Origin of the sequence: Glutamicibacter sp. JL.03c (genome assembly GCF_025854375.1) — a bacterium.
Classification (GTDB): Bacteria; Actinomycetota; Actinomycetes; order Actinomycetales; family Micrococcaceae; genus Glutamicibacter.
In genome coordinates, this window is the sequence record NZ_CP107575.1 from 2,493,404 (window position 1) to 2,518,140 (window position 24,737).

Annotated in this window: 22 protein-coding genes; 6 read left to right on the forward strand and 16 right to left on the reverse strand. The window is 59.9% G+C overall.

Annotated elements, in window-relative coordinates:
• Positions 1-21 precede the first annotated feature (21 nt).
• The 3 genes from menD to OF385_RS11570 all read right to left on the reverse strand — a co-directional run bounded on the left by menD (position 22) and on the right by OF385_RS11570 (position 5,091).
• Positions 22-1,719, reverse strand: coding sequence for a 2-succinyl-5-enolpyruvyl-6-hydroxy-3-cyclohexene-1-carboxylic-acid synthase (gene menD, locus OF385_RS11560; RefSeq protein ID WP_264275494.1), 1,698 nt, complete (start codon positions 1,717-1,719; stop codon positions 22-24).
• A 147-nt stretch (positions 1,720-1,866) separates the two neighbouring features.
• Positions 1,867-3,972: a PhoX family protein gene (locus OF385_RS11565; RefSeq protein WP_264275495.1), complete on the reverse strand. Its 2,106-nt coding sequence runs from the start codon at positions 3,970-3,972 to the stop codon at positions 1,867-1,869.
• Positions 3,973-4,095: 123 nt separating this feature from the next.
• Entirely contained in the window at positions 4,096-5,091 is a 996-nt protein-coding gene (locus OF385_RS11570) for an o-succinylbenzoate synthase (protein ID WP_264275496.1), read from the reverse strand.
• Positions 5,092-5,171: 80 nt separating this feature from the next.
• Here OF385_RS11570 and OF385_RS11575 point away from each other — a divergent pair, with 80 nt between their 5' ends.
• On the forward strand, positions 5,172-6,035 hold the full coding sequence (locus tag OF385_RS11575) for a phosphatase PAP2 family protein (RefSeq protein ID WP_264275497.1): 864 nt from the start codon (positions 5,172-5,174) through the stop codon (positions 6,033-6,035).
• An 8-nt stretch (positions 6,036-6,043) separates the two neighbouring features.
• On the opposite strand, the gene OF385_RS11580 is transcribed toward OF385_RS11575, so the two are convergent.
• The 4 genes from OF385_RS11580 to pdhA all read right to left on the reverse strand — a co-directional run bounded on the left by OF385_RS11580 (position 6,044) and on the right by pdhA (position 10,984).
• Positions 6,044-7,051, reverse strand: a complete 1,008-nt coding sequence (locus OF385_RS11580; RefSeq protein WP_264277910.1) for a DUF3093 family protein — start codon at positions 7,049-7,051, stop codon at positions 6,044-6,046.
• 242 nt (positions 7,052-7,293) lie between these two features.
• Complete coding sequence (locus OF385_RS11585; RefSeq protein ID WP_264275498.1) at positions 7,294-8,736, reverse strand: dihydrolipoamide acetyltransferase family protein; 1,443 nt, start codon at positions 8,734-8,736, stop codon at positions 7,294-7,296.
• Positions 8,737-9,819 carry an alpha-ketoacid dehydrogenase subunit beta gene (locus tag OF385_RS11590; RefSeq protein ID WP_264275499.1) on the reverse strand — a complete coding sequence of 361 codons (1,083 nt, stop codon included), beginning with the start codon at positions 9,817-9,819 and terminating at the stop codon, positions 8,737-8,739.
• A 1-nt stretch (position 9,820) separates the two neighbouring features.
• Entirely contained in the window at positions 9,821-10,984 is a 1,164-nt protein-coding gene (gene pdhA / locus OF385_RS11595) for a pyruvate dehydrogenase (acetyl-transferring) E1 component subunit alpha (RefSeq protein WP_264275500.1), read from the reverse strand.
• 224 nt (positions 10,985-11,208) lie between these two features.
• On the opposite strand from pdhA, the gene OF385_RS11600 reads away from it, so the two are divergent.
• Positions 11,209-11,661, forward strand: a complete 453-nt coding sequence (locus OF385_RS11600) for an Lrp/AsnC family transcriptional regulator (protein ID WP_022874216.1) — start codon at positions 11,209-11,211, stop codon at positions 11,659-11,661.
• Between the two features lie 133 nt (positions 11,662-11,794).
• On the opposite strand, the gene OF385_RS11605 is transcribed toward OF385_RS11600, so the two are convergent.
• From OF385_RS11605 to OF385_RS11645, 9 genes are all read right to left on the reverse strand, one after another.
• Positions 11,795-12,580: an enoyl-CoA hydratase/isomerase family protein gene (locus OF385_RS11605; RefSeq protein WP_264275501.1), complete on the reverse strand. Its 786-nt coding sequence runs from the start codon at positions 12,578-12,580 to the stop codon at positions 11,795-11,797.
• A 19-nt stretch (positions 12,581-12,599) separates the two neighbouring features.
• Positions 12,600-13,760, reverse strand: a complete 1,161-nt coding sequence (gene paaE / locus OF385_RS11610; protein ID WP_264275502.1) for a 1,2-phenylacetyl-CoA epoxidase subunit PaaE — start codon at positions 13,758-13,760, stop codon at positions 12,600-12,602.
• Positions 13,757-14,254 carry a 1,2-phenylacetyl-CoA epoxidase subunit PaaD gene (gene paaD, locus OF385_RS11615; protein ID WP_264275503.1) on the reverse strand — a complete coding sequence of 166 codons (498 nt, stop codon included), beginning with the start codon at positions 14,252-14,254 and terminating at the stop codon, positions 13,757-13,759. The genes paaE and paaD overlap by 4 nt, the downstream gene beginning before the upstream one ends.
• Positions 14,255-14,285: 31 nt before the next feature.
• On the reverse strand, positions 14,286-15,146 hold the full coding sequence (paaC, locus tag OF385_RS11620) for a 1,2-phenylacetyl-CoA epoxidase subunit PaaC (RefSeq protein WP_264275504.1): 861 nt from the start codon (positions 15,144-15,146) through the stop codon (positions 14,286-14,288).
• Positions 15,143-15,433 (reverse strand): 1,2-phenylacetyl-CoA epoxidase subunit PaaB, encoded by a 291-nt coding sequence (paaB, locus tag OF385_RS11625; protein ID WP_264275505.1) that lies wholly within the window; start codon positions 15,431-15,433, stop codon positions 15,143-15,145. Before paaB ends, paaC begins: the two co-directional genes overlap by 4 nt.
• A gap of 1 nt (position 15,434) precedes the next feature.
• Entirely contained in the window at positions 15,435-16,421 is a 987-nt protein-coding gene (paaA, locus tag OF385_RS11630) for a 1,2-phenylacetyl-CoA epoxidase subunit PaaA (RefSeq protein WP_264275506.1), read from the reverse strand.
• 141 nt (positions 16,422-16,562) lie between these two features.
• Complete coding sequence (locus OF385_RS11635) at positions 16,563-17,012, reverse strand: DoxX family protein (protein ID WP_264275507.1); 450 nt, start codon at positions 17,010-17,012, stop codon at positions 16,563-16,565.
• A 201-nt stretch (positions 17,013-17,213) separates the two neighbouring features.
• The gene (locus tag OF385_RS11640; protein WP_061954893.1) at positions 17,214-17,969 is read right to left on the reverse strand and encodes an amino acid ABC transporter ATP-binding protein; all 756 of its coding nucleotides are present in this window, start codon (positions 17,967-17,969) and stop codon (positions 17,214-17,216) included.
• Positions 17,966-19,432 carry an ABC transporter permease subunit gene (locus tag OF385_RS11645; RefSeq protein WP_413467990.1) on the reverse strand — a complete coding sequence of 489 codons (1,467 nt, stop codon included), beginning with the start codon at positions 19,430-19,432 and terminating at the stop codon, positions 17,966-17,968. Before OF385_RS11645 ends, OF385_RS11640 begins: the two co-directional genes overlap by 4 nt.
• 201 nt (positions 19,433-19,633) lie before the next feature.
• Here OF385_RS11645 and OF385_RS11650 point away from each other — a divergent pair, with 201 nt between their 5' ends.
• The 4 genes from OF385_RS11650 (at position 19,634) to OF385_RS11665 (ending at position 24,733) form a co-directional block, all read left to right on the forward strand.
• Positions 19,634-21,787: a S9 family peptidase gene (locus OF385_RS11650; RefSeq protein ID WP_264275508.1), complete on the forward strand. Its 2,154-nt coding sequence runs from the start codon at positions 19,634-19,636 to the stop codon at positions 21,785-21,787.
• Positions 21,788-21,807: 20 nt separating this feature from the next.
• Entirely contained in the window at positions 21,808-22,821 is a 1,014-nt protein-coding gene (locus OF385_RS11655; RefSeq protein WP_264275509.1) for a GNAT family N-acetyltransferase, read from the forward strand.
• A 114-nt stretch (positions 22,822-22,935) separates the two neighbouring features.
• Positions 22,936-23,376, forward strand: a complete 441-nt coding sequence (gene paaI / locus OF385_RS11660; RefSeq protein WP_264277913.1) for a hydroxyphenylacetyl-CoA thioesterase PaaI — start codon at positions 22,936-22,938, stop codon at positions 23,374-23,376.
• A 37-nt stretch (positions 23,377-23,413) separates the two neighbouring features.
• Positions 23,414-24,733 (forward strand): phenylacetate--CoA ligase family protein, encoded by a 1,320-nt coding sequence (locus tag OF385_RS11665; RefSeq protein ID WP_264275510.1) that lies wholly within the window; start codon positions 23,414-23,416, stop codon positions 24,731-24,733.
• The last annotated feature ends 4 nt before the right edge of the window (positions 24,734-24,737 follow it).

Below are 24,737 nucleotides of genomic sequence, written 5' to 3' on the forward strand. Positions count from 1 at the left end.
CGCTTAAGGCTGGTCATCTGGTCATTGCCCAGGCCAGCTCAGCTGTCCGATCTTCTCATTCAGCGACTGGTTCTCCGCCCGCAGATGATCCCTCGACGCGCAGATTTCTATCAAACGCAGTGCTGCTCCCCCGCGGCGACCCAGCAGGCTGCCCAGTTCTTCCTTTGCATCCACGCGCTCGTACTCCCAGCCGTAGGCCTTGGCCAGTGCCTCGATGTCGAAGTCCTGCGGTGTGGAGAACAGCCGTTCCACCGCATTGGCATACCGTCCCGAGTCGGCCACGGCTCCATGCTCCAAGGTGGAGAAGATGGCGCCGCCGCCGTCGTTGTACACGACAACGTCCAGTTCAGGCTTCAACTCCCCTGGTGTCCACGACAGTGAACTAGCATCATGGGCGAAGGTGATGTCCCCCATCACCGCTATCGTGCACCTCCGGCTTCCCACAGCCAATCCGAGCGCCGTCGAAATGGTGCCGTCTATGCCGGCCAAGCCGCGATTGGCGTACACGGCGATGCCATCGCTGGGGCGGGCCGCGAGGTCGAAATCGCGAACGATATTCGAGGATCCCAGGAGCAGGACCTCGGGCTGGTGCTCCCAGATCGCTTCGGCAACCAACAGGCCGTTGATGCTGGTCTTGCGCGAGATGTCGTTGCGAAGCCCGAGGGCCTGGGCATCGAGTTCTTGCCAGGCGGCCAGCCAGCCTGCAGGCGCGCTGCCGGCGAACTCCTGTAATTCCTGCCAGTTGCCGATAGGCGATTCACGGCGGCGTCCGGCTTCGTACCAGGCCGCCGGGGCAGGCTGCCAGATGGCTGAGGAAATCGACGCGTCAGCCAGGAGTCTTGCCACCGGTCGGCTGAGGGTGGGGCGCCCGAAGAGCACTACACGTTCAATGTGTTCTATCCCCACGGATATCAGCGGCCGGTAGTGGGTGATGGCATGATCCGAGAATCGGGCGTTGGAAGAAGGCTCGGCAAAGAGCGGCAGGCCCAGCTGGTGCGCGAATTCCTGGGCCTGCGGTCCCGCGTCGTGTCCGGCCACCACCACAGTTCTGCGCATGGCCAGCCCTTCGCGCACTTGCGCCGGTACTGCCGGCTGCGAGTCTCGTGTTACCGGCCAAGTACCCGGCGTGATACTTGCCCAGTAGGGATTGCTGATGCTTTCGTTGCCTGCTGGAGTCAGCGGATCCCTGAATTGCAGATTCAGTTGAACTGGGCCGCCAGGAAGATGCGCATCTCCTTGCAACGCCCGCAGTGCATGTTCAAGGCACGTCGCCGGTTGCTGCCCGGCTGCCACATTGAGGGCGAGTCGGACGTGGTCACCGAAAAGGCTCTTCTGCTTGGTGCTCTGGCTGGCGCCGGTTCCGTGCAGTTCATCGGGGCGATCCGCGGATAGAACCAGCAGCGGAGTAGCGGTGTGGTTGGCTTCCATGACTGCCGGGAGCATCTGGCCAATAGCGGTACCGCTGGTAGCGGCCACGGCAACCGGCGTTCGGGTGCTTTGACCCAGGCCAAGTGCCATGAAGGCTGCTGAGCGTTCATCGATGCGCACGTGGATCTTCAGCAATCCGGCATGCTCGGCTTCGGCTGCCGCATAGGCCAGGGGCGCGCTGCGCGAGCCGGGTGAAATAACCAGATCTCGGATGCCAGCTTGAATCAGTGTGCCGAGCACCGTTCGGGCCGTGGTGATGGCTAATTGCTGATCTGGTTGCGGCGATCCCACGCGGTGCGGCTCCTTCGATTCCTGAACTAAGGCAGTGCTCCCAGTCTATGCCTTGATCCGTGCTCACCATGTATGGGGATGCGCGAAGGCGCCGGGGCAATCAGCGTGCTGATCACTCCGGCGCCTTGATGCACGGATGGCTACAGGCTATTTGTTCTTGCCATTGCCCTTGCCCTTGCCTGGGTTGGGGTCTTCCTTGAAGACCTGCACCACGCTGGGACGCGGGCCGTAGAACTGGCCGGCGCCCGAGACAGCGGAGCTGTTCAGGAAGTCGGGGAACAGCGAAGTCGGTGCTGCGAAGGTGCCGCCTTCACCTGGGTGCTGGACCGAGACGAAGACCGAGTTGTCCTTGTCGTGGATCAACGGGCCACAGGTCTCAGCACCGGTTGGCACGGCCAGGAACTGCTCGACACGGCCACGGTCTTTGCCGGTCAACGTGACCTTGTGCAGCGCATCCGAGTAGCCGATAGTGCTTGGCGCGCCGTCGGTGGAGATCCACAGGTTGCCCTTGGAATCGAAAGCCAGGTTATCCGGGCAGGAGATCGGCGAAACCTTGTCGGTGGGGTATCCGGAGAAGTAGGTGGAGCCGTTGACCTTGGGATCACCGGCTACCAGCAGGATATTCCACGTGAACTTGGTGCTCGTTGCGTCATTGCCAGCTTCGGTGAGCTCGATGATGTGGCCATCGCGGTTGGAGATCCGTGGGTTTGGCTCGGTGGCGCCTTCCTTGCCAGCCTTGCCACGGTCCGAGTTGTTGGTCAGGGCCACGTAGAGCTTGCCGGAGATCGGGCTTGGCTCGACGTCCTCCGGACGGTCCATTTTGGTGGCGCCGATCTTGTCAGCTGCCAAGCGGGTGTACACCAGGACTTCTTCAACGCTCATGCCATCGACCATGGAAGCACCACCCTTGACCAGTGGCAGCCAGGTGCCGGTGCCGTCGAAGGCGCCATCGGATGGGACCTGGCCGCTGCCGTCGAAGTCGCCCGCTGGCGAGTTCCCGGTGAACTGAGCGACGTACAGGTCGCCCTCGGAAAGCAGGGACATGTTCGCCTTGCGGTCGTGCTTGGAGTAGGTGCCCTTGGAGACGAACTTGTACAGGTATTCGAAGCGCGAGTCATCACCCGAGTAGGCCACGGCCTTGCCGTTCTTGGCAATGCGCACATTGGCGCCCTCGTGCTTGAAGCGTCCCAGGTTGGTGTGCTTGACCGGGGTGGACTTTGGATCCTGCGGATCGATCTCGATGACCCAGCCGAAGCGGTTTGCTTCGTTTTCGTAGCCTTCGTTGGCCAGGCCGAAGCGTGGCTCGGTGTCTTCCCAGCCGCGTTCGGTGGCGCCGGTGCCGATGCCGTAGCGTGCTTCTTCGGCGGTGCCCTTGCCGCTGAAGTACTGGTCGATGTTCTCTTCACCGGAGAGGATGGTGCCCCATGGGGTGGTGCCGCCGGAGCAGTTGTTCAAGGTGCCAAGGACCTTGGTGCCGGTTGGGTCGGCAACGGTCTTGAGCAGGTCGCTACCTGCTGCCGGGCCGTCGATGCTGAATTCGGTCTGCGCGGTGATGCGGCGGTTGCGTTCGCCGCCCTGGACGTAGGTCCACTTCTTGTCTTTCTTCTTGCGCTTGACCTCGACCACGCTGAAGCCGTGGGCGTTCATGGCGATGTGGCGGGCCTCGTCCTTGTTCGCTTCGAACCAGGCGGCGTCAAACATCATGTCCTCGTTGGTGTATTCGTGGTTTGCCACCAGCACGCCGGTGCGGCCCGAATACTTGTCAACAATGATGTCGAGGTAGTCGCAGTTGTAGCCGAATTGTTCAGCCTGCTTGCGTGCGCTCTGGCTGGTGGCATCAAACTGCGCGGTGTTCTTGAATAGCGGGTCGCCCCAACGGATGATGGCGTTCCAGTCATAGCCTTCTGGCACGCTGACGTTATCGACTGAACGCGACACCGGCTCAATAGCGTCGAAGGACAGGTGGCCACCGGCGTTGTTTCCGTTCTTCAGCGGCACCAATGGTGCTGCCACGGCGTCCTGCGCGCCAAAGAACTGTGGCCCAACGACCAGGGCGGAGGCGCCTACAGCGCCCAAGCCGAGCATGCTGCGGCGGGACAGGGACTTGTCGGCAATGTCCTTGAAATAGCTGTTGGTCGAGGTGTTGCAATCCGGCTTAACGCAGGCATCTCCACATTTAAAGTGGCAAGTAGCTGCGGAACGTCCGCCGCGGGTATGGCCTAGCATTGGCAAAAGGGTACGGGTCGGATTCATGATCCATCACTTCCTCAGTTAGGGCTCGCTGTCAGGGGAACGACGCGATATGAGGTTTTCACCCGGAAGTGTGCAAAATGCAACGCCTAAGTTAACTGCGGGGAAATAGATGAGTACCGAGAATCAGGCATTGGCTAGCTGTTCGTAGCATTGCTCGACTCTGCGTAACCACCAGTCAACCCGCTGCTGATCCGGACGAAGCCGCTTGAGTTTTTCGCTATCCGGATGAACCCGCCTCACCGAAAGATACCCGGCAGTAGCCAGCAGCGGTTCACTGCAGACATCATCGGAGAAAAGGGTCCCGGTGGATAGTCCGCAGGCATAGGGCAGTTCTGGCAGGGCGCTGGCCAAAGCCGCGGCTTGGGCCAGGCCCACCGAGGTATCCAAGGCGCTGGAAACGACAACATCAAGTTCCGCTTGCTGGGCAATGTCAAGGACCGCTGTGATCCCGCCCAGCGGCTGGGCTTTGATGACCATCAGATCTGCCGCACCCAGTCGTGAGACTTCCAATGGGTCGGTGTGCTTGCGCACGGCCTCATCGGCAGCGATTTTCAAAGTGATCCCGTCGTTGCGCAACTGCTCTCGCACCTGTGCCAAGCCGGTGATGCCTGGCACGGGCTGTTCAGCATATTGCAGCTCGTAGTCGCTGAGGGCTTTCAGTGCGTGGACCGCTTGGCCAATATTCCAGCCCATATTCGCATCGACGCGCAATGCCGCCTGCGGATACAAACGACGCGCTTCTGCCACTCGGGCGAGGTCATCCTGAAGGCCCTGGCCTTTTTCCGCGACTTTGATTTTGATGGTGTGCGGTGCGTCGTACTTTTCCAGTACCGTTCCGACTTCACTGGCCGCTACCGCTGGCAGGGTTGCGTTGACCGGAATGGTGGCGCGCAGAGGTTCCGGGAATGGCTTGTAGGCCGATTCGATGCCGGCAGCCAGCCAGCGCGAGGCCTCGGCTGGAGCGTATTCGACGAAGGCCGAGAATTCTCCCCAGCCTGCGGGACCTTTGATGAGCAGTGCTTCGCGCTGGGTGATCCCCCGGAATTTGACTCGCATGGGAAGGCGGACTACATGGCTGTTGGCCAGCACTTCAGCCAGCGGTGGAAGTTCATTGCTCATGATCTAAGCCTAGCGAGCGTGGGCATGGTTACACTGCCATCGGCTGACATTTACCCGGCAAGTTGTGCAAGGCTAGAGATATGCCTCGACATACAGCACCTGCACGTCCACACCATCTTCGGTGGTGGTTGGCTCTGCTGCTGTTGGTTGCCTTTTTCTGCGTGGAGTATTTCTTCTTCGTGCACTTGCGCCCCGGGCAGTGGGCAGATCAGGCTGGCTTCGTGGCATGGTCCCAGTGGTGGCCGCGTACTGAACTGCTGGATCCAGTCCGTCAATTCCTGGACCTGTTGCCGGTAATTTGTGGTGCGATTGCCGCGGTCTTCCTATTGTACCGGGTGATCAGGGATAGGCGATTCTTGCGTGCCACGGTGGCGCTTCTGGCTTGCGCTGCGGCGCTGGCCAGTACCCAGCTGCTGAAGCACGGCGTTTTGATCCGACCGGATTTCAACTTCGGTACGACGGGCAATTCTTTCCCCTCGGGTCACACCACGGCGGCCGCGGCCGCGATGGGGTTGATGTTCGTCATTGCTCCGCCGAAGTTGCGTCCCGCGGTGCAACCTATTGCCTGGCTGTTCGCTACAGTTACCGGTGTCGCCACCTTGGTGTGCGGTTGGCACCGTCCCAGTGACATTGCCGCTGGTTTTCTGGTGGCTGCCTTCTGGATGGTGCTGGCTAGTGCGGTTTTGCAGCGGATTCAGCCTTTGAGCCACGAGGTGCCTAATACCGGGTGGTCCCGTGGGATCGGGACCGCCAGCATTATCGTGTGGGCCATTGTTGTTGTCTTGTCGTTCATCCTGCCGCACCCGCACATTCAGAGGATCCCCGATAGCTTGCAACTGGCGTACGCAGTGCTGGGAATCCTTCACGTGATCGCGGCATCATTGATCTCATCGCTGGCTTTGCGCTCTGTCGTGATCGGACCGATGCGGACGTTCCAGAAGTAGAAGCGCTGTCAAGATCCGTTCTTCCGCATGATCGCGTTCAGCTGCTCCGCGCCCTCATGGGAATTGGGAATGGTCACGGCAAATCTCGACGAATTCTTCAGCTCGAACGCCAACCCTTCATACCGCCGAAGAACCACCGCTGACCCGCCCGGGAAAAAGCGCCATCCCCAGCCGCCCCAGGCCATCGGGTCGATTTCAGTGCTGGTGACCGATTCGATCTCCTCGGGTTTGATGGTCCGCAAGGGGAAGCCAAAAAGCGCCGAGGTCACCTTGGTGCGCTGTTCGGTAATGCTCACGCGGATCCGGCACAGTCCCAGCACCAAGGGGCAGACAATCAGGCAGACAACTAGGCTGATGATCGTCGCGGTCCAATTGGCCTGTCCAGACCTGTTGTAGCTATCGATCAGTGCGAAAATGCCGATGCCGGCAACAACGAGCCCGAGCATCCACAGCCACCAGGGAGCCTTCATGGTTTCACTGAATTCGACGTTCTCCGGCAGTCCAGTGCCCTGCGGCACTAGAGCGGTATTTCCCTGGGCCTCGCTCATGCGTGCTTGACGTTGTGCTTGTTGCTGCTTCGAATATGACTGGTAGACGCCGCTGATCCAGAGCGGGCTGAGTGCTAGCAGGGTGCAGGCAGCCATCGGAAGCATCCAGATGCCGATGACTGCTGTCTGGGGAGTTTCCGCCAGTGCTGTCGGAATCACCGAGCCGATGAAGACTCCTGCGGTGGTCCACGACAACAGCGAACCTACAAACAGGAGCGTTAGCAGTAGGGCCGGCCGCCTCGTTTGAGCCAACGAGCTCAAGCCGATGAGGCTCCCCACGATACTCAGGCCAATTACCATGGGGACGAAAATCTCGGTCCGGGTAAATTCGTCGGGATAGGTTGATGACCAGTGGGTCGCTATGAGTTCTGGAAGCCGGCTGGCCAGCGGAAGATAGATTCCGAGCACGATGATGACGGGGAGAATCAGCACGACGTACAGCCACGGACGATTCTTCACTGTATGCATAGCCACTTTCATCTCATCCTCTACCCCAACTGAATGGCTCCTTGGCTAGCGGAACCCCACACTTCTACATTGGCTCCGATCAAGGAACTATGTGCCTAGTTATAAACAAAACTCTATCTTGACATGCTGGTAAATGATCGACCGAGACTCAAATATCAGCAAAAAGGATGATGCCCGCCGAACCGCGAAGGTTCGGCGGGCATCATCCAGGCTTCACACTAGCCAAGCTCCTAGCCATGGATCTACAGCGTCGCGAGGGCTCGTTTCGGGTCGGTCATCGCATCGGCGACGTATCGCAGGAATCCTGCTGCCGTCCCGCCATCACAGACCCGGTGATCAAAGCTCAACGTCAATTCGCAGATCGAACGGACCTTGAGCTTTCCATTGACCACCCATGGCTTTTCAATGATGCGGCCCAGTCCGAGAATCGCGGCCTCCGGGTAGTTGATGATCGCAGCTGAGCCATCAACGTTGAAGACGCCATAGTTATTGATGGTGAAGGTGCTGCCCGAGAGGTCAGCCACCCCGGCCTTGCCTTCGCGGGCCACGGATGCCAGGCGAGCGAATTCGGCTGAGAGTTCGCGGGCGTTGAGCTTGTGGGCATCGCGCACATTCGGGACCACCAGACCGCGGTCGGTCTGCGCGGCGAAACCCAGGTTCACACCGTCAAAGAGAGTGTGGCGAAGGGATCCGTTGGCCTCGACGTCAATCCGGCTATTGAGTTCCGGGAAGCGCTGGAGTCCGGCCACTGCGAACCGTGAAACCAGTGCCATGATGCTCGGTGCTTGGCCTTCTGCCGCCTTGATCTTGGAACGCAGCTTCAGCAGCTTGGTGACATCCACGTCGACCCAGACGGTAGCTTCAGGGATTTCCCTGCGCGAGGTGCTCATGGCGTTCGCGATGGTCTTGCGGACGCCGGCGAGAACCTGCGAAGAGGCAACTGGCAGACCAGTTCGCGAGTCCTTCTCGCCGCCAACTGCCACCGGCCCTGGTATTGCCCCAGCTGCCTGTGCGGCCTGCATCGTCTCTTGAATCGCAGGAACGCTCGCTGGCTGCTCCGAGGCAGGTCGCGCCAGCGCGGCTTCAACATCAGCGCGAAGGATCAATCCCTGAGGGCCGCTGCCCTTGACTGAATTAATGTCCAGGGCATTTTCCCGCGCCAGCTTGCGCACCAGCGGGTTGATGACCCGCACCGCTTCGCTGGATTCCTGGACCGCGAGCGCAGCGCCAGCGCCCATGCCACGTGGCTTCCGCCGGCGACTAGCCTTGCGCTGGGCAGAACCAGTGCCGTAACCGATCAGCACATTGCCGCTGCCTTCATCCGCATCGGACTCGACCTCGGCTTCGGCTTCGCTCGACGGCTCCCGGGTTCCCGCCAGTTCCTCTTCACGATAGGACTGCGCACGCTCAATCTCAGGCGCCGCTGGCGATGCATCCTCGTTCCCGCCGGTATTCACGGAAATAAAAGGTTCATCCACCAGCATCATCTGGCCGGCTTCACCATGCAGGGTCGAAACAACACCCTCAAAGGGGCAAGGGATCTCCACCAGGGATTTGGCTGTTTCAACTTCTGCAATCGGCTGATCCACCGCCACTTCGTCCCCGGCAGCAACCATCCATCGGACAAGTTCCGCCTCGGTCAGTCCCTCGCCAAGGTCTGGCAGCAAAAAAGTCTTGACGGTCATTTATGCCTCCCACTGAAGTTGATCAACAGCATCCAGAATGCGTTCGGCGCTGGGCAGGTGGTACTTTTCCAAGGTCGGGGCAGGATAAGGAATATCAAAACCGGTGACCCTCAGCACCGGAGCCGCCAGGGAGTGGAAGCAGCGTTCCTGCACCCGGGCAACGATTTCACTGGCGACCGAGGCAAAGCCCTGGGCTTCGGCCACTACGATGGCACGTCCCGTTTTGCGCACCGACGCGCACACGGTCTCATCGTCAAAGGGAACGATGCTGCGCACATCGACGACCTCTAGATTGATGCCTTCCTCGGCAGCCACCTTGGCTGCTTCCAAAGCCGTCGAAACGCTCGGGCCATAGGCGATCAGCGTGGCGTCGCTCCCGGCGCGGGCAATACGCGCGCTTCCTTCTGTTGGCGCGCTCTTCTTCGCTTCGTAATCACGTGCCAGCTGTTCGAGATCCACCTGCTCTTTGGACCAATACAGCTTCTTGGGCTCGAAGAAGACCACCGGATCATCAGAGTCAATGGCTTCACGCAGCATCAGGTAGGCATCCTCCACGCAGGAAGGAGTGAAGACCTTCAACCCCGGGGTATGCGCATAGTAGCCTTCGGAGGAATCGCAGTGGTGCTCCACGCCGCCCACACCGCCGGCATAGGGAATGCGGATCACCAGTGGCAAGGACAGCTTGCCCTGGGTGCGATTGCGCATCTTGGCCACATGCGAAGCGACCTGTTCGAAAGCCGGGTAGGCGAATGCGTCAAACTGCATTTCGATAACCGGGCGCATGCCATTGATGGCCATGCCAACGGCCATGCCCACGATGCCGGATTCGGCCAGCGGGGTGTCAAAACAGCGCTGGGCCCCAAAGCGCGCCGTCAGCCCGTCGGTAATGCGGAAGACGCCGCCAAGGGTTCCTACGTCCTCGCCGAAAATAACGACCGAGTCATCGGCCAGCAGCCCGTCGGCAAGCGCCGTATTCAGCGCCTTTCCGAAGGTCACCGGCTGGTTTTCATTGGCAGCCTTGGCGGCCGCACGCGCGGTAGCTGCGCTCACATTAGGGTTCACGCGCGATGTCGTGGCAGTCATCCTAGGCCTCCTCGCGGTCTAGTTCGTCAACAAGCAGGGCCTGCTGCTCGGCGAGCTGGGTGCTCTTGGTGGAATAAACATGTTCAAAAAGTTCACGAGGATCCGTGTTGGCATCCTGGTTCATGCCATCTCGCAGGGCCTTAGCCACAACTTCAGCGTCCTGGGCGATCTTCGCGGCGGCGGCATCGGTCAGCAGTCCGGCGTCTTCGAGATAGGCCTTCATGCGAGTCACCGGGTCCTTGGCGATCCAGGCCTGGACCTCGGAATCCTCGCGGTAGCGCTTGTCGTCGTCCGCGTTGGTGTGCGCCTGCATGCGGTAGGTGTGGGCTTCAATCAGCAGCGGGCCATTGCCCTCACGTGCCATGCGTACGGCCCGGGTCATGATGGCCATCAATGCCATCAGGTCATTTCCGTCAACGCGCTCGCCGGCCATGCCATAGCCCACAGCCTTGTGCGCCAGCGACGGTGCCGCGCTCTGGTGCGAAAGCGGTACGGAGATGGCGTACTTGTTGTTCTGCACGAAGAAGATCACCGGAAGGTTGAACACCGCAGCGAAGTTCAGGGCTTCATGGAAGTCGCCCTCGCTAGTGGCACCGTCGCCGCACATGGCTACAACGACAGTATTTTCTCCGCGAAGCTTCGCCGCGTGGGCTACGCCGACGGCGTGCAGCAACTGGGTGGTCAGCGGCGTGGACATCGGCGCGCACTTGTAGGCCTTGGGGTCGTACCCGCAGTGCCATTCGCCGCGGAAGCTGGTCATGACTTCCATCGGGGCTACGCCCTTGGTGAGCACTGCAACGGTGTCACGGTAGGTAGGGAAAAGCCAGTCGTTCTCTTCCAGGCACAAGGCCGCGGCGATCTGGCAGGCTTCCTGGCCGTGGCTTGAGGGGTAAACGGCCATGCGGCCCTGGCGAACCAGGGCGGAGTTCTGGTCGTTGACGCGACGGCCGGTGACCAGGGACGCGTAGGCTTCCATGAGTCGGGCCGGGCTAGGCAGCGGGTACTCGTGTCCCGGTTCGGTCCCCTGCTCATTTTCCGGACGAAGTGTTCCATCCGGGTTGAGCAAGTTGATCATGTGCCGTGCTGGCAGCATGTAATCTTCTGGGCTGATGCCGAACTTTTTGCTGACTTCGGACATGCGATCCGAGGTTGTTTCTGCGCTCATGTTCCCCACCTTTCGTACTTTGGGCTCAGTCCATGGGCGCACGCCCCTGTGACTCAGTTCACCTAAACATCATTTGCAATCAATTATGCGTAGTGATTGCATTCTGTATCCACTCGGCCTGAGAATTGTGGAAAGTTGCGAATGAGATACGTATACTTGTGGACGAAATGTTTCAATAAAATGTGTTTGACGTTGCGACGTCAGACACATTGAAAAGGAGAATCATGGCCGCGGAAGCGGAGCTGAAACTTGACGAGGTTGACCGCGCGATCTTGGCGGAGCTGACCCAGGATGGACGGCAGTCGGTAACTACAGTTGCCCAGAAAGTCCACGTGTCCCGTGCCCACGCCTACTCGCGCATTGCCAAGCTGCAAGATGCCGGGGTGATCACACGATACACGGCGGTCATCGACCCGGTGAAGGCAGGGCTCAAGGCCAGCGCCTATGTCACGCTGAAACTTCGCCAGCACTCCTGGCGCGAGCTGCGCGACCATCTTGCCTCCATCCCCGAGGTCCAGCACATCGGCTTGGTGGGCGGGAACTTCGACGTGATTCTTCTGGTGCGTGCCAAGGACAATCTGGATTTGCGACGGGTCGTATTCGAAGAACTCCAGGCCCTGCCCACGGTGCTTGATACGCAGACCCACCTGATCTTCGAGGACACCGACACCCGCTAAGCCCCACCGCAGCGCGCTGCGGCAACGCTGGCTTGACGACAAAACAAAAGCTGCACCCTAGCTGCAGGTTCATTCCGAACCGGCGGCCAAGGGAGCAGCTTTGTGTTTTTGCGAGTTATTGGGTTCTTCGGGATTACTTCTTTCCGGTGAACACCGGCGGGCGCTTTTCCTGGAAGGACTGGAACCCTTCGGCATAATCCGCGGTATCGCACAATGCCGCTTGGGCCAGGTTTTCGTTCTTCATCGATGCCCACAGTCCAGCCCGCTGATTGCGGATTTCCTGGACCAGCGCCTTGGACGCGACGAAGGCTTGAGTTGCTCCCTGCGCGACCCTTCCAATCAGCGCTTCACTGCGGGGAACTAGTTCCCCTGCCGGGAAAGCGCGGGAGAACAGCCCCGAGCGCACGGCCTCCGCACCTGAAATCAATTCAGCCGTGTAGATCATGTCCAGGGTCCGATGGGCGCCAAGACGCTCTGTGAATAGCCAATGGCCACCAGAGTCCAACGTTGCCCCGAGGTTGGCGAAAGGAGAACCGATCTTCGCGTTCTCCGCTACGTAAACGACATCGGTGGCGATCGCCAAGCCCAGTCCCACGCCAAGGCAGGCACCCTGCACCAGGGCGAAGGTAGGCGCCGGGAAATTGGACATCTTTTCCAGCAACGGCTGGACCTTGCCTTCGAGGTAGCCGATCACATCGTCATCGGCAGGATTCACTCCTGAGATATCCCGTCCCGCGCAAAAGCCCCGGCCTTCGCCGGTGAGCACCAAGGCTCGAACGCTGCCATCAGCCGCCCCGGCGGCCGCCGTATCATAGGCTTCGGAGAGCTCAGCCAAGGCCGCCTCATCCAAGGAGTTCATCTTTTGCGGAGCGTTGAGCACCACCCGGGCTATCGAATCGGCAATGGTCAGTTCGATCATGATTATTCGCCGGCCTTTCCTATGCGTCGAAATCGACGGTGAGCTTGTCGCTGGTCGGGTGCGACTGACAGGTCAGCACATAGCCGGCATCCACTTCTTCGGGTTCCAACGCATAGTTCTCAGCCATGGTTACCGATCCGCGGGTCACCTTGGCACGGCAGGTGCCGCACACGCCGCCAGCGCAGGCGAATGGCACATCCGGGCGCACGCGCAAGGCGGCGTTCAATACCGTTTCGTTGGCACGTACCGGGGACTTGACTTCGCCCTTGAGGCCGTCAAGGTTGAAGCTGATCTCATAGCTTGCCTCATTCTCATCCACGATGACCGGACGCCCGATATGGCCTTGCGGCTTATTCGGCTCACCGGTGCTGAATAGCTCGAAGCGCACCTTGTCCGCTGGAACTTCAAGCTCAGTGAGCTGGTCGCGCACCAGCTGCACCAATTCGAACGGACCGCACAAGAACCATTCATCCACCGATGGCGCTTGGACGACATTGGTCAACAGCACGGTCAGCTTCTGGGCATCGATGCGGCCGGAAAGCAGCGGTGAAATCCGTTGTTCCCGGCTGAGCACGTGGTGCAGGGCCAGCCGCGCCGGGTAGCGGTCTTTGAGGTCTGCCAGCTCTTCAAGGAACATCACGTCCATGGCGGCCTTGTTGGCGTAGATCAGATCAAAGCGGCTATGGTCATTGGCTTCAAGAATTGTGCGGGCAATGGCCAGCACCGGTGTAATCCCCGAGCCGGCAGCGACCGCGACAAACCGGTCCTGGCTGGTGGTATTGATTTGCGATGGATCATTGATTTCGGTGATCCGGTGCTTGGAGATGAAAGCGCCGGCGGGGCTCATCACGTCGATTTGATCTCCCGCGGTCAGCTCTTCATTGGCCCAGGTGGAGAACAGCCCACCGAGGTCCCGCTTGATCGCCACCTTGATTTCGTCACCAGTCGGGGCTGCGCAGATCGAGTAGGAGCGTCGCAGCTCGACGAGCTCTCCCTCGGTGTTGGGCAGTTCTTTGCGCAACGCCACGTACTGTCCAGCCACGTAGTCGTACTCATCGCGCAGTTCCTCGGGAATGGCGAAAGTGACTTCGATGGAATCCTTGGTCAGCCGTCGCACGTTGGAGACATTTAGCCGGTGGAATGAAGCCCTGCGGCGGGTGGAGGTTTGTTGTTCGGTCATGAGAGTACCTTGAAGTAGTCGAAGGGTTCCAAGCAGTCTTTGCAGGTGTAGAGCGCCTTGCATGAAGTCGAAGCGAATCGTGACAATTCACGAGTGTTCAGCGAGTGGCAGCGAGGGCATTTCACGCTCATCCCCAGGGTGACGCGCCCTGCATGTCCGCGCCCGGTCGGCGCAGCGATGCCGTATTCCTCTAGCTTCTTCTTGCCTTCATCGCTCATCCAGTCGGTGGACCAGGCCGGTGTGAGCACCAGCTTGATATCCACCTTCTCGTATCCGGCTTGAGTGAATGCCTGGTAGAGATCTTCGCTGATCACATCCATGGCAGGACAACCGGAGTACGTTGGCGTGATCAGCACTTGCACTGTTCCATCATCATCGAGGTTGACCTCGCGCAGAATCCCGAGGTCCGCAATGGACAGCACCGGGATTTCCGGGTCATTGACCTTCGCTGCGATGGCGAACAGCTCGGTCGTGCCGGCGATCGTCTTACTCATGACTGCTCCCCCTCTCGGGCCTGATGAATGGTTACCAGCTTGCGCCGGGGTGTTTACGGGCCAGTACCTGCATTTCCGCGAGAAGGTAGCCCAGATGTTCGGAATGCTCCCCGCGTCGGCCGAAGGCCATGGCTTGGCCCGTGGCTGGAATCTGCAAGCCTGCTTGTGCCAGCACTGCGGAAATTTCTTCCTGCCAGGCTTCGCGCAAGGTCGAGGGGCGCACGGCTATCGAGTCCAGGTTCTGGTGCACCGCTTCGTCGCGGAACATTTCGTCAACGTAAGGCCAGAGGATTTCGAGGGCATGGCGCATCTTTTCCGCCGATTCCTCGGTCCCTTGCCCCAAGCGGATGGTCCACTGGATGGCATGGTCGCGGTGGTAGTCCACTTCCTTGACGGCCTTGGCCGCGATGGCCGCCAGGGTTTCGTCCTGGGACGTAGTCAACTGCTGGTAGATCAGGTGCTGGAATACGGAGACGATGAGCTGCCGGATGATCGTGACACCGAAGTGCCCATTGGGTTGCTCCACGATCCACAACGAGGTGAATTCTTCTTCCTCGCGCCAGTACGCCAAATCGTCTTCGGTCTTGCCCCATGCCAGACCGGCGTAGGTGAGGAATGAGCGGGCATGGCCCAGGATATCCAAGGCGATATTGCCCAGGGCAACATCCTCTTCCAATTCCGGAGCGCGCGAGATCCAGTGCGCCAGGCGCTGGGCCAGAATCAGCGCGTCATCACCCAGGGTCAGCGCGTACTGGGCGACTTCTTCGCTTGGTGCCACGCCATCGACGGCGATGTCCTCCGGTCGCAATGCGTTGCCTGGCGTGACGCGGGTAGCCGAGGCCAAGGCGTCGCCGAAGCTGTCCAGTGCGGCATCCAGTTCGTCGTGCTTCACAGGTGCTTCACTCCCTCGCTGGCCTTGTAGTAGGTGGCGTGGCGGTAGTCCTTGCCCTGGGGAGATTCGAAGAATGAATCCTTCTCGTCGGGATCGGAGCTGATGATGTCCGTGGACTTGACGACCCAAAGGGATACGCCTTCGTTACGGCGGGTGTAGAGATCGCGCGCGTTGCGCACGGCCATCTCATGGTCCGGCGCGTGCAGGGACCCCGCGTGCACATGCGAGAGTCCTCGGGAGGAACGGACAAAAACTTCCCACAGGGGCCAATTGCTCTGCTGGCTCATGCTAGGCGACCTCGCTCTGTACTTGTTTTGCGGCGTATGCCGATGCTGCTTCTCGTACCCATGCGCCCTCGCGATGCGCCTCGCGGCGGCGTTCCAGGCGTTGGGAGTTGACTGGGCCGTTGCCCTTGATCACTGCCATGAATTCATCCCAGTTCAAATCCTTGTGAATCCACTGCTTCTTGTCTTCGTCATAGTGCAGCTCTGGGTCCGGCAGGGACATTCCCAGTACCTTGACTTGTTCTGCGATCATTCCAACGAAGCGCTGGCGCAGTTCGTCGTTGGAGAATCTCTTGATCTTCCATGCCATGGACTGCTGGGAGTTGGGCGACTGGTCATCGGGTGGGCCGAACATCATCAGCGATGGCTCGTAGAACCGGTTGATCGCGTCCTGGGCCATCTTCTTCTGTGCGTCGGTGCCGCGGGACAGCGCAAGCAGGATCTCGAAGCCTTGACGCTGATGGAAGGATTCTTCCTTGCAGATGCGGACCATCGCGCGGCCATAGGGACCATAGGATGCACGGCATAACGGGACCTGGTTGGCGATGGCGGCGCCGTCGACCAGCCAGCCGATGGCACCCATGTCGGCCCATGAGCGGGCGGGGTAATTGAAGATCGAAGAGTACTTGGCACGACCGGTCAGCAGCTGGTCGTTGAGCTCGTCGCGGCTAGTCCCCAGGGTTTCAGCGGCCGAGTAAAGGTACAATCCGTGGCCTGCTTCGTCCTGAACCTTAGCCATCAAAATGGACTTGCGCTTCAATGATGGAGCGCGGGTGATCCAGTTGGCTTCGGGCTGCATGCCGATGATTTCGGAGTGGGCATGCTGGGATACCTGGCGGGTCAAGGTCTTGCGGTAGGGCTCAGGCATCCAGTCGCGTGGTTCCACGCGGGAGTCCTGGTCAATCAAGACATCAAAGCGAGCTTGCGATTGCTCTTCTTCGTAGCTCGGAACGGCACTTAGTCCCGGTTCCTGCGGTGTTCTCTCAGCCATGGGTTCACCTCATCGATTACAAATTACATACTGACCGTTCGTTCAGTATGTCAGAGTGCGCTCCATCACGTCAACATGAGTTCCCGGGATACGACAAAACCCCAAGGATGATTCCTTGGGGCTGGTCGCAAACGCTTGGTTCTAGGCGTTGACCGATTCGCGCCGAGCGCTCTTTCGGCCAGCAAACAAGCGATCCAGAGCCCAGCTTCCTGGACCCATCAAAGCAAGGGCGGCCGCGCCAGCGCCGAGAGCCAGCACCAGTTCAAACCCGCCATCAGCAACGAATACGCCGGCTTGCGCGTGGGCCATCACGATGGCTCCGACCATATCCAGCGCCAGCAGCGCGCCGAAGATTCGCGTTGCGAGGCCGAAGATCAATGCGATGCCACCCACAAGCTCCAAGGTCGCGATGACCGGTGCGACTATGCTGGCAGCCGGGACGCCCATCTGGGTGAAGCTGGCAGCAGTGCCCTCGAGGGTGAATTGCGAGAATTTCTGCCAGCCGTGGGCAGCGAAGAGAAAACCGATCGCGAAGCGCAAGACGATTTGCGCCGAGGCGAGCAAGCGGGGGTTGTTTTCCAGTGCGGTCATTATCCAGCTCCTAGGTAAGGACTTCCGGCCAGGGGGTCTTCCTGCTCGATTTCCTACTCCACACTATGTGCCATAAGTTGAAGCTTCAAGCACATTGACGTTTCAAGCCAGTAAGCTTCATCACGCAAAATAGCCGTGCCGTCCGTTGCCAGCCAAAGCTGGAACGGACGGCACGGCTTGATCGCTGCCGCGGGCCGGACCCTAGAGGACCTTGGAGAGGAAGTCGCGGGTGCGTTCCTGCTGCGGGTTGCCGAAGAGCTGTTCCGGCTCGCCCTGTTCGCAGACCACGCCATCAGCCATGAAGACCACGCGGTCCCCCACTTCGCGGGCAAAGCCCATTTCGTGGGTCACCAGCACCATGGTCATGCCGGACTCAGCCAGCTCCTTGATGACCTGCAGCACCTCGCCCACCATCTCCGGGTCCAGCGCGCTGGTGGCCTCATCAAAGAGCATGATGCCTGGAGCCATGGCCAGTGCGCGGGCAATGGCAACACGCTGCTTCTGGCCGCCGGAAAGCGAAGCCGGACGGGCATCGGCCTTGTCCCTCAGGCCCACGCGTTCCAGCAGTTCCAGTGCCCGCTCGCGAGCCTGCGCCTTGTTCATCTTCTTCAGCTCAACCGGCGCGAGCATGATGTTCTCGGCCACCGACATGTGCGGGAAGAGATTGAAGTGCTGGAAGACCATGCCCACGTGGCGGCGGACTTCATTGATATCCACCTTGGGATCGGTCACGTCGAAACCGTCAACGACGACCTTGCCGGAGGTGATGTCCTCAAGCTTGTTCAGGCAGCGCAGCAAGGTGGACTTGCCGGAACCAGAAGGCCCGATCACGCACACGACCTCGCCTTCACGGATATCAAGGTCAATGCCCTTGAGCACATTGTTGGAGCCGAAAGACTTATGCAGGTCCTTGACCTGAATCTTCACTTGGGAGCTTTGCTCGGTTACCGCGCTCACTTGTTGAACCTCCGATCGGCGTAGTTAGCCAGCTTGGTCAGGGCCATGATGGCAATGAAGTAGATTACACCTACGATGAGCAGGGTCTCGGTCACGCGGAAGTTCGCTGCGTAGATCTGCTGGCCCTGGTAGAGCAGTTCGGCGAAGCCGATGGCCAACAGCAGCGAGGAGTCCTTCAAGCTGATGATCAGCTGGTTGATCAACGATGGCGTCATCATCTTGAAAGCCTGGGGAACCACGACCTTCTGCATGGACTTGCCATAGCCCAAGCCCAGCGAGCGCGATGCTTCGAGCTGCCCTGGATCCACCGACTGGATGCCACCGCGAACGATTTCCGCGACATAGGCACCGGCGTTCAGCGACAAGGTCAGTACGCCAGCGGTCCAGACCGAGATTTCCCAACCGGTCAACTGCGGCAGGCCGAAGTAGAACATGAAGGCCCAAAGCAGCAGCGGAGTGCCGCGGAAAATGTTCACGAAGGTCGTTGCGATGCCGCGCAGGACGATGTTGTGCGAGATCTTCAGGAAGCCGAAGACCAGACCCAGCACCATGGCGATAGCGAAGGAAATGGCGGTGACCAGCAGGGTGTGCCACAAACCGGTCATCAAGGCCGGGAATGACTTGGCCACCAGATCAAAGAAGTTGCTTGGCACCGCGGCGCTGGGGTCAGCAAGGTACTCGTCCAAGATCTTCTGGTATTCGCCATTGGCCTTCAACTCGGCCAGGCCGTCATTGAAGGCCGCCAGCAGGGCAGTATTTTCGCCCTTGTTCACGGCGAAACCGTAGGAGCCGCCGGGAACTTTGTCGGTGACGGTCTTCAGGCCATTGCCCTGGGCGATGCCGTATGCCAGCACCGGATAATCATCGAATACCGCCACCGCCGAACCGGACTTCACCGACTCGTACATGGTTGCCGACTGATCCAGCGACTTGACCTTGAACCCGTATTCCTTGGAAATGGACTTGGCGTAGGCCTCGCCTTCTGAACCGGTCTTGGCTACTACGGTTTTGCCGTCCAGATCCTCATAGCCCTTGATGTCCTCGTCTTTTTGGGACACGGCCATCTGGACGCCGGACTCGAAGTAAGGCTCGGAGAAATCATAGATTTCCTTGCGCTCATCGGTGATCGACATACCCGCAATCACGCCATCGACCTGATTAGCCGACAGGGCCGCCAGCGCGGCGCTAAAACCGAGGGAGCGGACCTCGACCTTGAATCCCTGGTCTTCGGCAATCGCCTGCAGGATATCCATGTCGATGCCGGTCAGTTCGCCATCCTTGCGGAATTCGAAGGGGGCGAAGGTTGTATCGGTGCCGATGACGAAGGTTTTCCCTTCGACGCTGTCGCTGCCTTGGGCCATAGCCGACGGCGCTCCGATGACCAGGGCCATCAGGCCGATGGCTGCGGCGGCAACCCACCGCCTCAGGCGCCCGGCGCGGGCTGCTCTTTGTTTCTTTTCCACTGATGATCGCTTTCTCGTGCTGAAGGGCGAATGGCCCAAGCTGCAGATAAATTCCTATTCCAGCAAGCCTAAGCGCAATAAAGTCTAGCCGGTACCCTTGGCTCCTCGTTACCGCAGGTTTCCGTCGCTGGACTAGGCCGTTCTGTCCGCGCTGAGCATAGCTTGCGCCCATAGTGCCCGGAGGTGAGATTGAATAGGGATATGACTGATCCATCGTTGACCGCCAATCCCCCGCAGGCCGCACAGCGTCCGACCACCCGCAGCTTCCACGGTGATGATTTCATCGACAACTATGAGTGGCTCCGCGAGAAGTCCAGCCGCGAGGTGCTCGAGCATCTCAAGGCCGAGAATGAATACACTGACGCAGTCACTGCCGGACAGCAGCCCTTGCGCGACGACCTCTTCAATGAGATCAAAGCCCGCACCGTGGAGACCGACTTGTCGGTTCCCGTGCGCCGACGCGGCTGGTGGTATTTCACCCGCTCCGCCGAGGGCAAGCCGTACACCGTGCAGTGCCGGGTCAAGGCCACCGATTCCCCGGACCAGGTCGCTGATTGGACTCCCCCCGTGATCGATCCAGAACACAGCCTGCCGGCCGAAGAGGTATTGCTCGATGGCAACGCGTTGGCCGAGGGCAAGCCATTCTTCTCCCTTGGCGGCATGGCGCTGAACGAAGAGGGCAACCTGCTGGCCTACTGCGTTGATAATGCCGGCGACGAGCGTTTCACCCTGTACATCAAGGATCTGTCCACTGGGCAGCTGCTGCCCGATGTCATTGAAGGCATCTTCTACGGCTTGGCGTTCTCCCCCGACTCCTCGACCGTTTTCTACACTGTGGTGGACGAGACGTGGCGCCCGAACCAGGTTCGCGCGCACCGCCTTGGCACCGACGCGGCCCAGGATCAGCTGGTCTTCGAAGAGAACGATCCAGGGATGTGGCTCGGATTCGATCTGAGCCCGGATCGCAAGACCCTGATGATTTCCAGCGGCAACTCCGAATACTCTGAGACCAGCATGCTGGATCTGGCCACGGACCAGGCCGAGGTGACCCTGCTGGTTCCCCGCGAATTGCGACTGCTCCATGGCATCGATCTGATGCCAGGCACAGGCCAAGCCCTGATCACCCACGACTTCCAAGCACCGAATAACATGGTCTCGCTTGCTGATGTGGAACAGCTGGGCCAGGGTACCAAGCCAGAACAGTGGCAGACCGTGGTGGCCCACGAAGATACGGTCAAGGTGGAAGGCACGGCCTTGACCGGATCGCACGTGATCCTTTCAGTGCGCCGCGACACCTGCGAACGAGTCCAGCTGCTTCCGCTTCAGGGCTTGGGCACCGCGGCGCAAGGTCCAGCCATCGAGCCCGGGTTCGAGGATGAGCTGTTCACCGCTTCCCTGGCCTATGCCGAACTTGATGCGCCGCTGATCCGCATCAGCTACACCGCTGACTTCACGCCGGCCCGCGTCTACGACCTCTGGCTTGATGGCCAGACGCTGGACCTGCGCAAACAGACCCCGGTCAACAACTACGACGCTTCCAAGTACCTCTCCACCCGCGATTGGGCCACCGCTGCGGATGGAACCAGGATTCCGCTGACCATCATGCGCCGCGCTGATCTTGATGTCTCCGTGCCGCAGCCGGTGCTGGTCTATGGCTACGGTTCCTACGAAGCATCGATGGACCCGGGCTTTGGCATCCCGCGCTTGAGCGTGCTGGACCGCGGCGTTATCTTTGTCATTGCCCACGTTCGTGGCGGTGGCGAGCTGGGTCGCGACTGGTACCTGAACGGCAAGAAGCTCCATAAGAAGAACACCTTTACCGACTTCATCGATTCCACAAGGCACCTCATCGAGGCGGGCATTGCCGATCCCCAGCGGATCGTCGCCCTGGGCGGATCGGCCGGCGGCCTGCTCATGGGCGCCATCGCGAATATGGCTCCGCAGCTGTACACCGCAATCATCGCCCAGGTTCCCTTCGTGGATGCGCTGACATCCATCCTGGATCCGGATCTTCCGCTTTCTGCTTTGGAATGGGAAGAGTGGGGGAATCCTATTGAGAGCAAAGAAGTCTATGACTACATGAAGTCGTACTCTCCTTATGAAAACGTCACGGCTCAGGCCTACCCGAAGATCGCGGCGGTCACTTCGCTGAACGACACCCGCGTACTGTACGTCGAGCCGGCCAAGTGGGTCGCCAAGCTGCGTGAAGTGGGCACCGGTGAAGAGCCAATCGTGCTCAAGACGGAGATGGACGGTGGCCACGGCGGGGCCTCGGGCCGTTATGAATCCTGGAAATCACGGGCTTGGGACTATGCTTTCGCCCTGGATGCCCTGGGCTGCATCAAGCTCATCTAACTCGCGTCAGGAAGGCGGCCATGCGCCACATCAAGATCAAGAACCATCGTGACGATTCGTCGGTTCGCCGGTTATTGGTGCTGGCCGCCGATCCCGCAGGCGAACAAGGCCTGGAAGATCTGCTCGATGAGTGCCAGGAGCTGAAGGTTCTGGCGCATAGCGCCGAGGACGGGACCATCGATGCGTTGGCGGCCTATCGGCACAGCGATCAGTACTCGCTGTGCTTGGAATATCTTGCGGTGCTGCCCGAATTCCAGCAACGTGGATTAGGCCGGGCCCTGATTGAGGAACTGCGCTTGATTCACCGCAAGAATGTCTGGGCCACGACACATGATGATGCCGTCGATTTCTACCGGGCAATGGGCTGCGTCATTTCCAATTCCGCCGAGGATCCCCGGTGGCCTGGTGTCGCGCGGTACTTGTGCACCGCGCCATATCTTCCTTTGCTGCACAGCCAGCCGGCGGAAGACCCGGAGTACGAGGCGGTCAATGGCCAGCTGACCCGGGGCAATATTCGCATTGACGAGCCCTCGCCGAGCTGGCCGAGGGACTTCGAGGAGCTAGCACAGCGGATCGCTGGCGCCTTGGGGCCGCAGGCCCTGGCCATTGAACATACTGGCTCCACGTCGGTTCCGGGGCTTCCGGCGAAACCGATTATTGACATCTGCTTGCTGGTCCCCGACGCCAATGACGAGCCCAGCTACGCTCCGGTGTTGGAGGGCATTGGCTTGGTGTTCTGGCATCGCGAGCCTGGCTGGTACGCACACCGCATGTTCAAGCCGGCTGCCGATAGCAGTCGCGTCGATGCCAACGTCCATGTGTTTTCCGCCGGCAGCCCGGAGTACGTGCGCATGGTTCTTTTCCGTGAGCATCTCAAGGGCAATGCTGCTGACCGCCAGGCTTACGCGAGGGTCAAGCGAAAGGCCGCGGCCCAGCTGCTGGCCGAGCAGGGCGAGAATGGGTTAGTCATGGATTACAACCGGATCAAGGAGCCGTTCATCGTGGCCTTGCATCACAAGCTGTTCGCCTCGTAGCTTCCGGTATTGCGCTTCGCAACAGATCCTTGCTTACCGCTACGCAACTTGACTTAGCTCACATTTTGTTATTACCTAATGATCGTTCGGTAAATAAATCGGCGAAGGACAATGATGACAAATACCCAGGTAGAAGAACCCATGCCCCACGCCATTCTCCGCAATGACTATGCGACTCAATGGATGGGCATCAACGTCGTCGAAGTTCGCGAAGGGCATGCGGTCATCACCATGGAACTGCGCCCCGAAATGCTCAACGGTTTTGGAATCGGCCACGGCGGAATGATCTTCGCTTTGGCAGACACCGCCTTTGCCTTGAGCTGCAACCCCGTAGAAGGCTCCGATGAGAACATCACCGTCGCCGCCGGAGCGGATATCAATTTCCTTCGGCCTGCCATTCCCGGAAGAACGCTTACCGCCACCGGCCAACGGGTCTCGCAACAAGGACGTAGCGGGGTCTATGACATCACGGTGACCCAGGAATCCAGCGACGGGGGCAGCGAAGTCGTAGCCGAATTCCGCGGACGTTCCCGCACTGTGCCCAAGCCACGCTAAGGCCGCCCTTCAGTCCACTCGACACGAAAGTTTCAACATGTCTCAGACTTCCAACCGCGACGCTCTTCCCAATCCCCTGGATCCGGAAGAGACCATGAGCCGCGATCAAATTGAAGCCATCCAGCTTGAACGGCTGAAGGAAACCCTTCACCATGCCTACACCAACGTCCCGCACTACAAAGAGAAATACGATGCGGCAGGAGTCCACCCCGAGGATCTCAAGGAACTGGGCGACCTCGCGCTGTTCCCCTTCACGGACAAAGAGGATTTGCGCAAGACCTATCCCTTTGGCATGTTCGCCGTGCCGCAGCACGAGGTCTCCCGAATCCATGCGTCCTCGGGCACGACCGGAAAGCCAACGGTTGTCGGCTACACCCAGCAGGACCTGGCTGATTGGGCCAAGCTCGGCGCACGATGCCTGCGGCTATCCGGCGTGAAGCCGGGCTGGAAGGTGCACAACGCCTACGGCTATGGCTTGTTCACCGGCGGGCTGGGAGCACACGCCGCTGCGGAGCAGCTTGGCGCAACGGTCATCCCCATGTCCGGAGGGCAAACCGATAAGCAGATTTCGCTGATCCAGGACTTCGCCCCCGACGCGATTCTGTGCACCCCGACCTACCTGCTGACCATCGGCGATGCCATGCAGCGCAAGGGCCTCGATCCGCGCAGCACCTCGCTGAAGGTCGCGGTTCTCGGCGCCGAGCCATGGACCGAAGAAATGCGCCATGAACTCGAAGAGATGTTCAATATCGATGCTTGCGATATCTACGGACTCTCCGAGGTCATGGGCCCAGGCGTTGCTGGCGAATCCAATGAACGCAAGGACGGCAGCCACATCTGGGAAGACCATTTCCGCCCCGAAATCATCGATGCCTTCGATTCGAGCAAGGTCCTGGGTGATGGAGAACATGGCGAGCTGGTTTTCACCTCGCTGACCAAGCAAGCCCTGCCGATCATCCGCTACCGGACCCATGACCTCACGCGCCTGCTACCTGGCAGCGTCCGCCCCGGGCACCGTCGAATGGGCCGTATCACCGGGCGCAGTGATGACATGATCATTCTGCGTGGAGTAAATCTCTTCCCCAGCCAGATCGAAGAGCTGATCCTCAAGGTGCCAGGCCTCTCCCCTCACTTCCAGCTCATCCTTACGCGCCCCGACCGCATGGATCAACTAGCAGTGAAAGTCGAACGCCGCATGGATGCGACGGCCGAGCAGGCTGAGCATGCAGGGAAGGAACTGGCCAAGCTCATCAAGATCCACATCGGCTCGTCCTGCGCCATCGATGTCGTTGAGCCGGAGTCGCTGGAGCGATCAATGGGCAAGCTCAAGCGAATCTATGATCAGCGTAATCAGTAATATG